This is a genomic window from Leifsonia sp. NCR5, assembly GCF_002105485.1.
Taxonomy (GTDB): domain Bacteria; phylum Actinomycetota; class Actinomycetes; order Actinomycetales; family Microbacteriaceae; genus Leifsonia.
This window is the reverse complement of record NZ_NCSR01000029.1, coordinates 1-13,036: the sequence shown is the minus strand read 5'-3', so window position 1 is coordinate 13,036 and position 13,036 is coordinate 1. Positions and strand designations below refer to the sequence as shown.

General features: G+C 70.9%; 10 protein-coding genes, 1 tRNA gene and 1 other RNA gene. 10 read left to right on the top strand and 2 right to left on the bottom strand.

All coding sequences use genetic code 11. From position 1 onward, the window contains the following. The first annotated feature begins 35 nt into the window (after positions 1-35). Complete coding sequence (locus tag B7438_RS18005; protein ID WP_085371064.1) at positions 36-341, top strand: EthD family reductase; 306 nt, start codon at positions 36-38, stop codon at positions 339-341. A gap of 47 nt (positions 342-388) precedes the next feature. Here B7438_RS18005 and B7438_RS18000 read toward each other — a convergent pair whose 3' ends face one another. Continuing rightward, a complete protein-coding gene (locus B7438_RS18000) occupies positions 389-976 on the bottom strand; it encodes a TetR/AcrR family transcriptional regulator (RefSeq protein WP_256922118.1) in 588 nt (195 codons plus the stop codon). Between the two features lie 94 nt (positions 977-1,070). On the opposite strand from B7438_RS18000, the gene B7438_RS17995 reads away from it, so the two are divergent. After that, on the top strand, positions 1,071-2,093 hold the full coding sequence (locus B7438_RS17995; RefSeq protein ID WP_085371062.1) for an aldo/keto reductase: 1,023 nt from the start codon (positions 1,071-1,073) through the stop codon (positions 2,091-2,093). A 5-nt stretch (positions 2,094-2,098) separates the two neighbouring features. On the opposite strand, the gene B7438_RS17990 is transcribed toward B7438_RS17995, so the two are convergent. After that, positions 2,099-2,186, bottom strand: a tRNA-Ser gene (locus B7438_RS17990). Positions 2,187-2,290: 104 nt separating this feature from the next. On the opposite strand from B7438_RS17990, the gene ffs reads away from it, so the two are divergent. The 8 genes from ffs to B7438_RS17950 form a co-directional block, all read left to right on the top strand. Next, positions 2,291-2,387, top strand: an RNA gene (gene ffs / locus B7438_RS17985) — signal recognition particle sRNA small type. 105 nt (positions 2,388-2,492) lie between these two features. Further along, positions 2,493-3,827: a DUF1254 domain-containing protein gene (locus tag B7438_RS17980; protein WP_085371061.1), complete on the top strand. Its 1,335-nt coding sequence runs from the start codon at positions 2,493-2,495 to the stop codon at positions 3,825-3,827. Positions 3,828-3,830: 3 nt separating this feature from the next. After that, entirely contained in the window at positions 3,831-5,954 is a 2,124-nt protein-coding gene (gene pta, locus B7438_RS17975) for a phosphate acetyltransferase (protein WP_085371060.1), read from the top strand. Continuing rightward, positions 5,951-7,168: an acetate/propionate family kinase gene (locus B7438_RS17970; protein ID WP_085371059.1), complete on the top strand. Its 1,218-nt coding sequence runs from the start codon at positions 5,951-5,953 to the stop codon at positions 7,166-7,168. Before pta ends, B7438_RS17970 begins: the two co-directional genes overlap by 4 nt. Positions 7,169-7,192: 24 nt before the next feature. Beyond that, positions 7,193-8,548, top strand: coding sequence for an acyl-CoA thioesterase/BAAT N-terminal domain-containing protein (locus tag B7438_RS17965; RefSeq protein WP_085371058.1), 1,356 nt, complete (start codon positions 7,193-7,195; stop codon positions 8,546-8,548). Next, positions 8,545-9,840 carry an acyl-CoA thioesterase/BAAT N-terminal domain-containing protein gene (locus B7438_RS17960; RefSeq protein WP_085371057.1) on the top strand — a complete coding sequence of 432 codons (1,296 nt, stop codon included), beginning with the start codon at positions 8,545-8,547 and terminating at the stop codon, positions 9,838-9,840. Before B7438_RS17965 ends, B7438_RS17960 begins: the two co-directional genes overlap by 4 nt. Continuing rightward, a complete protein-coding gene (locus B7438_RS17955) occupies positions 9,840-11,132 on the top strand; it encodes an acyl-CoA thioesterase/BAAT N-terminal domain-containing protein (protein WP_085371056.1) in 1,293 nt (430 codons plus the stop codon). The genes B7438_RS17960 and B7438_RS17955 overlap by 1 nt, the downstream gene beginning before the upstream one ends. A gap of 70 nt (positions 11,133-11,202) precedes the next feature. After that, positions 11,203-13,036: DNA polymerase III subunit gamma and tau (locus tag B7438_RS17950; protein WP_143466049.1), on the top strand; the 1,834-nt coding region annotated here is incomplete at its 3' end.

Here is a 13,036-nt window from a genome sequence, read left to right as displayed (position 1 = left end):
ATCAGCGAACACCGAACAACACAAGGAGAAACACAATGTCCACGAAGATCACCATCATCATCGACAACCCGACCGACCCTGCCGCCTTCGAGGCGGCGTACCAGGAGCTGGAGGGAGTCGCCCGCCGGCTCCCCGGGCTGCGCCGGCTCGAGGCGGCGAAGGTCTGGCCGAAGGAGGACGGCACTCCGACGCCCGCGCACCGGACGCTCGACCTGTACTTCGACAGCTACGAGGACGCGTCGGCCGCCGTCGCCACGCCGGCCGCCGGGGAGTTCTTCCAGCGTCTGGGCGGAACCGGCACGACGTTCACCGGCCTGTTCTCGGAGATCTCGGCAGCCTGAGCGGAGCGCGCGGCGCCGGTTGGCCGGGTGATCGGGGTCGGCCGGGATCACCCGGCCGATCCGGCGGCGTTGACGCGCAGTCCGTCGAGCAGCAGCCGGACCATCGCGTTCGGGCTGCCGTCCGCGGACGGCGCCCGGTGGCTGAGGTCTCCGACCGCTTGCAGCAGGCCGAGTGCGTCGACGCCGGAGCGCACCTCCCCGGCCGCCTCCGCGACGTCGAGCAGCGACCGGATGGCCGGACCGAGCTTCGCTGCGAAGTAGTCGGGGAGCGCGTCGAACGCGGGGTCTCCTGAGCGGAGAGCGGCGGAGAGGCCCTGCTTCGTCGCGACGAACCGGGTGAACCGCGAGATCCAGAGTTCGAGCGCTTCGCCGGGCGCGTGGGTCGCCAGCAGGTCGGCGGCCGCCGCGGCGGTGCCGTCGATCTCCGTGGTGAACACGGCGGCGACGAGCTCGGACCTGGTGGGGAAGTGGCGGTACATCGTCCCGACGCCGACCTTGGCCGCCGCTGCGATCTCGCGCGCCGGCGCGTCGACGCCGGAGCGCGCGAAGACGTCGCGGGCGGCCGCGAGCAGCGCTTCCTGGTTCTTGCGTGCGTCGGCCCGTGCGGGGCGTTGAGCGTCGGCGTCGGTAGCCACGGCGAGGTCCTCTTGCGTAAACGGAACAGTGTTCCGTATAGTGGTCAGCATATGCGGAACGTCGTTCCGTATAGCGATCCTACAGGAGGACCCCATGCAGTACCGCACTCTCGGCCGCACCGGAATCAAGGTCACGCCGTACGCCCTCGGCGCCATGATGCTCGGCTCGTTCGGCAACCCCGACCGTCAGGAGGGCATCCGGATCATCCACAGGGCCCTCGACGCCGGCATCAACTTCGTCGACACCGCCGACCGCTACGGGGACTCGGAGGAGGTGGTCGGAGAGGCGCTCGCCGGCCGACGGGACGATGTCGTGCTCGCCACCAAGTTCTGGGGGCCGGTGGACGACGACATCAACCACAGGGGCGCATCCCGTCGCTGGATCATGCAGGCGGTCGAGCGCTCGCTCCGCAACCTGCGCACCGACCACATCGACCTCTACCAGCTGCACCGCCCAGACCCGGACACCGACATCGACGAGACCCTCTCCGCGCTCACCGACCTGGTGCGTCAGGGCAAAGTGCGGGCGATCGGCACGTCGTCGATGCGCGGCTCCGAGATCGTCGAGGCGCAGTGGATGTCCGAGCACCGCGGCTTCGAGCGCTTCCGCACCGAGCAGCCGAACTACTCGATCCTCGACCGCGAGATCGAGCGCGAAATCCTCCCGGTGGCCCAGCGCTACGGCATGGGAACCCTCGTCTACAGCCCGCTCGCCGGCGGAGCACTGACCGGCAAATACCGCGCAGGCCAGGCGAACGACAACTTCCGCGCGAGCACCGGGATGCGGCACTTCCACGACGAACGCCGCCTCGCCGCGATCGAGCAGCTGATCGCCCTGTCCGACGAGGTCGGCATCCCACTGACCCACCTGGCGATGGCGTTCGTGATCGCGCATCCGGGTGTCACATCGGCGATCGCGGGCCCCCGCACGATGGAGCAGCTGGAGGACACGCTCGCCGGCTCGGAGGTCACCCTGTCCGACGAGATCCTCGACCGCATCGACGCCATCGTCCCGCCGGGAGAGAGCATCGGCGCGATGGACATGGTCTACCGCGGGCCGGAGGTAGCCGACGCGCGGCTGCGCCGCCGCGGTGCGGAGGACCGGGCGGCGGGGTGAAGAAATGGCGGAGAATGGGGGATTCGAACCCCCGAGGGCTTGCACCCAACACGCTTTCCAAGCGTGCGCCATAGGCCACTAGGCGAATTCTCCTGAGGCGGTGTCACTCCCGGAGGAGCAACGGCCACGAAGTATCCTACCGGGTCCGCGGGGGTGCTCGGTGCCAACACCTCTCAGTCTGACCCGCTACACTGGTTCCCGGCTCCTCACGTGGCGCCATCCAGGCCAACTCCCCCAGGGCGGAAACGCAGCAAGGGTAACCGGGCTCTGGCGGGTGCGTGAGGGGTCTTTTTCTTTGCCGTCGGTCAGGTTGTTCCGCGTACAGTTGAGCAGAGCACAGGCGCTCTTCTACACTCTGTAGAAGAGCGGTCGAGATCCGCCGATTGAGTGAGGTGCTGGATGACCGGGCCATTGAGCGAGTTGGCGTCCGAAGCGTATGTCTTCGGTTTTCCGCTGGTCTTCAACGGGGAGCAGATCCTCCGCCTCACGACCACGGGGATCGGATCGCTTCCCCCAGCGTCGTTCAACTCGTTCAGTCACGCGCGTTCGCTGGCGGATCCGCGTGACACCTTCGTCTCCATCAACAACGACACCGTCTACTCGATCGCCCCCGTCGATCTGAGTGTCGGGCCGATCCTGCTGAGCGTTCCGGATGCGGGCGACCGCTACTACGTGCTGCAGTTCGTGGATGCGTGGACCAACAACTTCGCATACGTCGGCACCAGGGCGACCGGCAACGGCCGGGGCGACTTCCTGCTCGTGCCGCCGGAGTGGGAGGGCGGCCCGGAGGGCGACGGTGTCACCGTCATCCGCTTCCCGACCCGCATCGCCACGATCGTCGGCCGGTGGGCCTGCGACGGCGAGGAAGACCTGGCGGCCGTCGAGGAGTTGCAGAACTCGCTCGCGCTGACGCCCATCCGGAAGTCGCTCACGCCTCCGCAGGGCATGCCGGTCGTCGCCGGCGGTCTGGGCGAGGCGCTCGACTTCTTCGAGCGGTTCCGGACCTGGGCCATCGCCTTCCCGCCCGCCGAGCGCGACAGGGCGGCTCTGGATTCGTACAGCGTGCTCGGGCTGACCAGTGCGTACACGCTGGCCGAAGCGCCGGAGGAGGTGCGCCAGGCGTTGGAGGCCGGGTACGCCGCCGGCAAGCAGGCCCTCGAGATGGCTGTGCGGACCGGCGACGGTCCCGTCGTCAACAACTGGCAGGTCAACCTGCACATCTTCGACTACAACATCGACTTCTTCGAGGTCGGGGCGCTCGACGATCCTGCCTGGAAGCACACGGATGCGAAGACCAGGTATGCGACGCGGGCCGCAGCAGCGCTCGGCGGGCTCTGGGGCAACCACGGCTACGAGGCCGCGTACTTCTTCACCTATCTCGATGCAGCAGGGGATGCGCTCACCGGAGAGCACACGTACACCCTGCGCCTGCATCCGACGCCGCCGGTGCGCGCGTTCTGGTCCATCACCATGTACGACCTCCCGAACTTCTACCTCGTCGAGAACGAGGCGGCGCGGTATTCGATCGGGGACAGGACGCGAGGGATCGTGTACGACGACGACGGAGGCTTGACCATCACCATGAGCACGACCAGACCCACCGACCCGACGGCAGCCGCCAACTGGCTGCCGACGCCGCAGGGCGCGTTCCGGCCCATCATGCGCCTCTACGCGCCCGAGCAGATCCTGCTCGACGGCGGATACGAGGTCCCGGCGATCGAGCGGGTCGACTGAGTCGTGGCGCGTTCCCTCTACATCACCTCCGCCGAAGGTCACACCGGCAAGTCCACCGTCGCCCTCGGCGTGCTCGAAGCGCTCCGCCGTGCCGTCGGCAGGGTGGGCGTCTTCCGTCCGATCGCGCGCTCGACCTCCGAGCGCGACTACGTGCTCGAACTGCTGCTGCAGCGGGAGACGGCCGACATCGACTACGAGGAGGCCATCGGCGTCACGTACGACGATGTGCACCTGGATGCGGATGCCGCTCTCTCCGAGATCGTCCGCCGGTTCCGGGCGGTCGAGTCCCGCTGCGACACGGTCGTCATCCTGGGCTCCGACTACACCGACGTCGGCAGCCCGACCGAGCTGCGCTACAACGCGCGCATCGCCGCCAACCTGGGCGCTCCCGTGCTGCTGGTCCTCGGCGGGCGCATCGGACAGGGGCTGGGCGAGCGGCTCGGCCAGGCGGAGCCGCGCACCGCGGAAGACCTCAAGCAGCTCACCGAACTGGCGGTCGCCGAGCTGAGGGACGAGCACGTCGCGCTCCTCGGCGTCATCGCCAACCGCGCAGACCCGGACGACCTCGACGCGGTCGTCCACGCCGTGCAGTCGGCCGTCGGTGAGACGCCGAACGGCGATACGGCCCCGGTCTGGGCGATCCCGGAGGACCCGTTCCTCGTCGCCCCGAGCATGCGCTCGATCATGGAGGCGACCGGATCCACCCTCATCGCGGGCGACGAGTCGCTGCTCGCGCGCGAGGCGCTCGGCGTCGTCGTGGCCGGGATGTCGATGAACAACGTGCTCCCTCGCCTGATCGAGGGTGCGGTGGTAGTCGTGCCCGCCGACCGGACTGAGGTGCTGCTCGCGGTGCTGATGGCGAACGCATCCGGCACGTTCCCGTCCATCGCCGGCATCGTCCTCAACGGTGGGTTCGAGCTGCCGGAGCCGATCGAGCGGCTGCTGGCCGGCCTGCGCTCTCCGCTGCCGATCGTGGAGACCGACCTCGGCACCTACGACACGGTCGTGCGCATCACGCACGCCCGCGGCAGGCTCGCCGCGGACTCGCAGCGCAAGTACGACACCGCGCAGGCGCTGTTCGAGCGTCACGTCGACGCGGACGCCCTGCTCAAGCGGCTCGACGTCAGCCCACGGGATGTGGTCACCCCGCTCATGTTCGAGTACGACCTGCTGGAGCGCGCGAGGGCGGCGGACAAGCACATCGTGCTTCCGGAGGGCGAGGACGACCGCATCCTGCGCGCTGCGGCGACGCTGCTCGCCCGCGGGGTCGCACGTCTCACCATCCTCGGGGAGCCGTTCGAGGTGCGCGCGAGGTCGATCGAGCTCGGTGTCGACATCTCCGGTGCGGAAGTGCTCAGCCCGTTCGACGACGTGCTTCGCCTGCGGTTCGCCACGGAGTACGCGCGGCTCAGGGCGCACAAGGGCATCACCGTCGAACAGGCCTCTGACACGGTCACCGATCCGTCGTACTTCGGCACGATGATGGTGCACCTCGGCCTCGCGGACGGGATGGTGTCCGGGGCGGCGCACACGACGGCGCACACGATCCGCCCGGCGTTCGAGATCATCAAGACCCGCCCGGAGGTGTCCGTGGTGTCGAGCGTCTTCCTGATGGCGCTCGCCGACCGGGTGCTCGTCTACGGCGACTGCGCGGTGATCCCGGATCCGACGGCCGAGCAGCTGGCGGACATCGCGATCTCGTCCGCGGAGACGGCGGAGCAGTTCGGCATCGAGCCGCGCGTGGCGATGCTGTCGTACTCGACCGGGGAGTCCGGGTCCGGCGCCGACGTCGACAAGGTGCGCGCCGCAACGGCGCTCGTGCACGAGCGGGCTCCCGAGCTCGCCGTGGACGGCCCCATCCAGTACGACGCGGCCGCCGATGCGGCGGTCGGCGCGGCGAAACTGCCGGGCTCGGCCGTGGCGGGACGGGCGACCGTGTTCATCTTCCCGGACCTCAACACGGGCAACAACACCTACAAGGCGGTGCAGCGGAGCGCGGGCGCCGTGGCGATCGGGCCGGTGCTGCAGGGACTCAGGAAGCCGATCAACGACCTCTCCCGCGGCGCGCTCGTCGACGACATCGTCAACACCGTCGCCATCACCGCGATCCAGGCAGGTCTCTCATGAGCGCCGTCCTCGTCGTCAACAGCGGCTCGTCGTCGTTCAAGTACCAGCTGATCGACCTCGACACCGAGCGTCCTCTCGCGAGCGGGCTGGTGGAGCGGATCGGCGAACGGTCCGGCCACACCATCCATCGCGGCCCGAACGGGACGAGCGAGCGGAGCCTGGAGATCCCGGATCACACCGCCGGGTTCCAGGCGATGATCGACGCGTTCGAGGCCGACGGCCCGAGCCTCGCCGAACATCCACCTGTCGCGGTCGGCCACCGCGTGGTGCACGGCGGGAAGCGGTTCTTCGAGCCGACCATCGTCACGCCGCTGGTCGAGATCAACATCGAAGACCTCGCCGACCTCGCCCCGCTGCACAACCCGGCCAACCTGCAGGGCATCCGCGCTGCGGAGAAGGCGTTCCCGGATGTGCCGCACGTTGCCGTCTTCGACACCGCCTTCCACCAGACGCTGCCGCCGGAGGCGTACACGTACGCCATCGACGCCGCGCTCGCCGAGCGGCACCGTGTTCGCCGGTACGGCTTCCACGGCACCTCCCACAAATACGTGTCGGAGGCCGCCGCGGAGTTCCTCGGGCGTCCGCTGGCCGACCTGAAGCAGATCGTCCTGCACCTCGGCAACGGGGCGTCCGCCTGCGCGATCGACGGCGGACGCTCGGTCGACACGTCGATGGGACTCACGCCGCTGGAAGGGCTGGTGATGGGCACCCGCTCCGGCGACCTCGACCCGGCCGTCCTCATCCATCTGGCCAGGAGGGCGAACCTCGACATCGACGGCCTCGACGAGCTGCTGAACCGCAAGAGCGGTCTGCTCGGGCTGTCCGGCACCGGCGACATGCGGGATGTGCGGCGCGCGGCGAACGACGGAGACGAGGCGGCGCAGCTCGCCCTCGCGACGACCGTGCACCGGCTGAAGCACTACATCGGCGCGTACACCGCACTGCTCGGCGGGCTCGACGTCCTGACCTTCACCGCGGGCATCGGCGAGAACGACGCAGCGCTCCGGGCGGATGCGCTGGCCGGGCTCGAGGGGCTGGGCATCGTGCTCGATCCAGAGCGCAACGCCAGCCCGTCGTCGGAAGCGCGGGTCATCTCGGCGGACGGCTCTCCGGTGACCGTGCTGGTCGTGCCGACGGACGAAGAGCTGGAGATCGCCCGCCAGACCGTGCAAGCGATCGGGCAGAGCGCGACGGGGGCCTCCGCCGCCGGGTGACCGGCGACCGGCTGCGGTGGTGACATGCGCGCGCGGAACGGCACGGGGCGGCGATGGCTCGCCGCCCGCCGCTCCGCTGTGTTCGCCGCCGTGTGCTCGCTGCTGCTCGCGGCGACAGCGCTCACCGGATGCACGTCGACGGTCGTCCAGGGAGGGCCGCGCTTCGTCACGCCTCCGCTCATCCGGTACACATCGGTCCTCTGGCCGGTTCCGCTCGAACTCGTCGGGGCCGAGCCGGGGAGCCGCCTGCGGCTGGAGGCGAGGATGAGCACACCGCGTGGGCTCTGGAACTCGTCGGCGACATACACGGTCCCCGCCTCCGGCACGCTCGACCTCGCCGCGGCGCGGCCCCAGCTCTCCCGGTTCGCCGAGCCGGACTCCGCCGGACTGTTCTGGTCGCTGCGCGGCCCGCAGCTGGGCGAGGAGGCGCTCGCCGAACAGTGGATGCGCGAGACGTCCCCCGTCACGGTCACCGCGTTCGACGGCAGCAGGCCGATCGCCGCCCGCACCTTCCGCCTGCAGGGGATCGGGGCGGGCATCCGCACCAGTGGCGTCTTCACCAGGGACCTGCTCGCGGCGACGGCGGCCAGGGAGGGTGGAACGGCACCGCGCATCCCGCAGCAGACGCACGAGGATGTGCAGGTGGGCACGTTCTACAGCGCGCGCTCGATCGAGCGGCCGCGCACCCCGGCCGTCGTGGTGTTCGACGACCAGGCTCCCGGCGCATCCGGGGACTTCGTCGGCCCGCTGCTGACGCTGTTCGGCGCATCGGTGTTCGTGGTCCCTGTCACACAGTCGGCCGACGGCGTGCGCCTGACCTCGATCCTCGATGCCGACACGGTCGGCGCCGTGCTCGACTGGCTCGACCAACGGCAGGACGTGGACGGGCGGCAGGTGTTCGTCTACGGCACCGGCCCGTCGGAGCAGCTGGCGCTGTGGACGGCCGCGCGGTTCTCCTGGCGGCTCGCCGGAGTGTTCGCCTCCGGGGGAGCGACGGCGCTGCTCTGCCTGCCGTCGAGCGCGGTCGGCCCGGTGTTCGAGAACGGCAGGCCGGCGGGCTGCCGCGTGGACCCGTCCGTCATCGACGCGCAGGCGGTGCCCGCTCTCTCGCTCGTCCGTGGGCCGCTGGTGCTCGGCTGTTCGGAGCGCGACGAGACGCTCCGGTCGTCCTGCGCCTGGCTCGGCGCCGCGATGGCCACCAGGGGCACGCGGGCGGGCGACGTCGTGCTCCGCGAGAGCACAGCATCGCACGCGACGATGGTGCCTCCCGGGCTGCCGATCGCCATCCCGGACGGACCGAGCGGGCAGCAGACCGAGCGCGCCAGGATCGCGTTCTGGAACGCCGTGCTGAACGCGCTGCTGAGGGCGGGTCGCTCGTGAGAGGCCGTCGATGGTCGCGCGCCGCCGCGCTGGTCGCCGGCCTGCTGGTCGCCGCCGTGCTGACCGGATGCGGTGGGGCGCCGCGCTCGCTCGGCCCGCGATTCGTGGTCGACCTCCTGCATCCGGGAGTCACCGACCCCGTGCTCGTCTCGCTGGTCGGACTGCGGCCGGGAGGGGATGCGGTGCTCACGGCGACGGCGCACACCGCATCCGGCACCTGGGCGTCGCGGGCGGTCTACGTCGTTCCGCCGAACGGCGTGATCGCGCTCTGGCGGGCGAAGCCGATCCTCGCGCCGTACCCTGCACCGGATCCCGCCGCCCTGTTCTGGAGCATGACCGGCCCTCCCGTGAGCCAGAGCGAGCTGGAGCAGACCTGGGCGGGGAACGACATCGACATCACGCTCGCGGCCGACCAGGACGGCAGGGAGGTCGCCTCCACGATCCTGCACCGCACCGGCTTCAACACCGCGACGGCGCCGCGCGACGTGTTCGCACGAGACCTCCTGAGCCCGAGCGAACGGGACGAAGCCGGCGCGGACTTCGACAGGAGGATCGGGACCTTCGTCACGCCGCTGCCCGACCCGACGCAGCCCCGCCCCGCGGTGATCGTCGTGGACGGCGACGACGGAGGCGGCTCAGGGAGGTTCGTCGCCGGGCAGCTCGCGGCGAACGGGTTCCCCGCCTTCATCCTCCCGTCGTTCGGCCCGACGGGGCAGATCCCGGGGTCGTCGGCGCTCAGCGTCGAGTCGTTCGACGCTGCGCGTGCCTGGCTCGCCGAGCAGCCGGAGGTCGATCCGTCCCGCATCTTCGTCTGGGGCAGCTGGCGGGCGGCCCCGCTCGCCCTCTGGTTCGCGGCGAACGAGCCGTACGCGGTCTACGGCGCCATCGCGGCGAGCGGTCCGACCGCTCTGCTCTGCACGGCCTCGGGGGGAGCGTCGCCGCTGACCAGCGGGGGAGATCCTGTGCCGTGCGAGAGCCAGGTGCGGACGATCGCGGACACCCCGGCCCTGCGGCTGGACCGCATCCCCGGCCCGGTGGTGCTCGCCTGCGGCACGGCGGACGAGATCCTGTCGAACGCGTGCGAGTGGCTGACGGCGGCGGAGCAGGCGCGGGGCGAGAGGACGGGCGACGTCCTGCTGCGCGCCGTCGGGGCAGGGCACGCGATCAGCACGCCGCCGCTCGTGCCCGTCGGGCTGCCGGAGTCGTCTCCAACGCTCGCGCAGGCGACCGAGCAGGCGCGGGCCGCTTTCTGGCGGGATGCGCTGGCGACGCTGGAGAGGGCGGTGCGGTGATGGTCGGGGGAGTGGTGCGGAGGGCCGAGTCGGGCGGGTTCGGCCGGAGGATCGCCGCTGTCGTGGCCGTGCTCGCCGCTGTCGCCGTCGCGCTCACCGGATGCGCCCAACCCGACGCCGGTGCGGAACGCGAAGGCCCGCGGTTCGTCCTGAACAGGAATCCAAGCCCAGTCTGGCAACCCATCGGCATCCGGCTGACCGCCCTCCCTCCCGGCCAGCGCGTGACCATCACGGCGACGGTCCGCGACGGCGCGCTCTGGTCCTCGCACGCCGACTATCTCGTGCCGGCGAGCGGCACCGTCGACCTCGACAGGCAGGCGCCGGTCGACGCACCCTTCGCCGGGGCGGACGGGATGGGGCTGTTCTGGTCGCTGCGCAGCGCATCCGGGGCGCCGGCATCGTTGAGCGAGACCTGGGGGGCAACCACGCAGCGGGTGGTGCTGGCGGCGGCGGTCGGCGGGCGCAGGGTCGCCCAGACCTCGGTGGAGCGGATCGGCCTCGCGTCCGGGGCGGTGTCGCACGCGGTCTTCGACGACGGCATCTCGGGAGACTACTTCGAGCCGACGGCGGGCGATTCCGCGCTGCGCCCGGCCATCATCGTCTTCGACGGGACGGACAACGGCACCCCGACGGGCGTCCTCGCGGCGTCACAGCTCGCGGCGAACGGCTACCCGGCGCTTGCACTGTCCACCTTCGGCTCCGCCGGGCAGCTCGATCCGTCGCACACGTTCCCGGCGGAGCGCTTCCTGTCCGCGCTCGCCTGGCTGCGCTCCCAGCCGGGCGTCGACCGGCAGCGGATCTTCACGTTCGGAACCTCCCGGGGTGCGCAGCTCGCGCTCTGGACGGCGGTGGCGTATCCGGGCCTGGTCTACGGCGCCATCGCCCCGGGAGGCACGACCGGCCTGATCTGCAACTCTCCCGTGCCCAACCCGGCGGTGACGGTCGGCGGGAGCTGGGTGCCGTGCGCCTCCGGCACGCGGGACACCAGCAGCGCGAACGTGCTGAAGCTGTCCCGCATCCCGGGCCCGATCGTGCTCGGCTGCGCGGGCCGCGACGAACAGCTCGACAACGGATGCGCGTGGATGGACGCCGGGATCACCGCACGTGGCGACAGGATCGGCGACGTCTACGTGCGCGCCCCGGATGCGACGCACCTCTTCTATGCGCCGCCGTACACCCCGCTGTACCTGCCGGCCGCTCCGTATGCGCAGCCGACGGAGAACGCCAGGGTGCGGCTCTGGAACGGCATCCTGGAGGCGCTCTCCGAGCCGTCGAGCGTGCCGGGGAGGTGATCGCGCCACCGGCCTGATCCCGCTGCGATCCTCCGGTCCGAATGTCAGCGGCGGCAAGTACCATGATGGGGTGGTTACCGCACTGTATCGCCGCTATCGGCCAGACACCTTCGCCGAGATGATCGGGCAGTCGCAGGTGACCGAACCGCTGATGACGGCGCTGCGCACCAACCGGGTCAATCACGCATACCTGTTCAGCGGTCCGCGCGGCTGTGGCAAGACCACGTCGGCGCGCATCCTGGCCAGGTGCCTCAACTGCGCGGAGGGTCCGACCGACACCCCGTGCGGCAAGTGCTCGAGCTGCATCGAGCTGAGCCGCGACGGCGGAGGTTCGCTCGACGTGGTCGAGATCGACGCCGCGAGCCACAACGGCGTCGACGACGCGCGCGACATCCGGGAGCGCGCCATCTTCGCTCCCGCCCGCGACCGCTACAAGATCTTCATCCTCGACGAGGCGCACATGGTCACCCCGCAGGGCTTCAACGCTCTGCTGAAGATCGTCGAGGAGCCGCCGGAGCACGTGAAGTTCATCTTCGCGACCACCGAGCCGGAGAAGGTGATCGGCACCATCCGGTCGCGCACCCACCACTACCCGTTCCGGCTCGTGCCGCCCGCGCAGATGCTCGACTACGTGCAGAGCCTGTGCGACAGCGAGGGCGTGCAGGTCGCACCCGGCGTGCTCCCGCTCGTCGTGCGCGCCGGCGGCGGTTCGCCGCGCGACACCCTCTCCCTGCTCGACCAGCTGATGGCGGGCTCCGACGAGAAGTCGGTCGAGTATGAGCGCGCCGTCGCCCTGCTCGGCTACACGCACGCCGCCCTGCTCGACGAGGTGGTCGACGCCATCGCAGCACGGGATGCCGCCGGTGCGTTCGGCGCCATCGACCGCGTCGTGCAGACCGGCCAAGACCCCCGCCGCTTCGTCGAAGACCTCCTCGAACGCCTCCGCGACCTCATCGTCGTCTCCGCGACCAGCGCGGAAGGCGCGGCCGCCGTGCTGCGCGGCATCCCGCAGGACGAGCTCGACCGGATGGCGGTCCAGGCGATGAAGTTCGGCGCGGCAGAGCTCTCGCGCTCGGCCGACATCGTCAACGCCGCCCTCACCGAGATGACCGGCGCGACCTCGCCGCGCCTGCACCTGGAACTGATGATCGCCCGCGTGCTCGTCCCGTCGAGCGACGAGAGCGAGCGCGGCGCGCTCGCCCGCGTCGAGCGGCTGGAGCGCAGGGTCGGCGTGAGCGACGCGACGGGTGGCGGTGGTGCGGCTGGTGCCGCTGGGGCTCCGGCGGCGTACGAGCCTGCGGCGGTGCCGCGGGTTGCGCCTGCTGCCGCTCCGGTTGCGGCGGCGCCTGCTGCTGCCGCACCCGCACCTGCGCCTGCTGCTGCACCCGTGCCTGCTGCGGCGGCCTCTGCGTCCACGGGCGAGACGCCTGCGGCGGCTGCGAAGCCTGCATCGGTGGATGCGCCTGTCGCTGCGGGCGGTGCCGGCGCTGACTCAGCGCCCGCCGCTTCGGTCACCGCGCCTGCCGCCGAAAAGGTCGCTCCATCCGCTGCATCCGCTGCATCCGCCGCAGCCCGCGCCGCTGCTCCGGTCGGTCCCGTCACGACCCAGCAGGTCAAGGACGCGTGGCCGCAGATCCTCGACGCCGTGCAGCGCGCGAAGCGCAGCGCGTGGATGGTCGTGTTCACCGCGCAGGTCCGTTCTCTCAACGACGACGTCCTCACCCTGTCGTTCCCGAGCGACAACGACGTGGCGAGCTTCAAGCAGCAGCAGGGCACGGACACGAAGGGCGTGAGCGAGTACCTCCGCCAGGCCATCGTCGACATCCTCGGAATCCGGGTGAAGTTCATCGCCAGGGCCGACGGCGCCCAGAGCGGCGGCCCCGGCCCCTCCGGCGGAACCCGCC

Bases quoted from the DNA above. Each gene is read 5' to 3' on its own strand.
- B7438_RS18005 (WP_085371064.1), top strand. From the start codon at position 36: ATGTCCACGAAGATCACCATCATCATCGACAACCCGACCGACCCTGCC.
- B7438_RS17995 (WP_085371062.1), top strand. From the start codon at position 1,071: ATGCAGTACCGCACTCTCGGCCGCACCGGAATCAAGGTCACGCCGTAC.
- B7438_RS17980 (WP_085371061.1), top strand. From the start codon at position 2,493: ATGACCGGGCCATTGAGCGAGTTGGCGTCCGAAGCGTATGTCTTCGGT.
- B7438_RS17970 (WP_085371059.1), top strand. From the start codon at position 5,951: ATGAGCGCCGTCCTCGTCGTCAACAGCGGCTCGTCGTCGTTCAAGTAC.
- B7438_RS17955 (WP_085371056.1), top strand. From the start codon at position 9,840: ATGGTCGGGGGAGTGGTGCGGAGGGCCGAGTCGGGCGGGTTCGGCCGG.
- B7438_RS17965 (WP_085371058.1), top strand. From the start codon at position 7,193: ATGCGCGCGCGGAACGGCACGGGGCGGCGATGGCTCGCCGCCCGCCGC.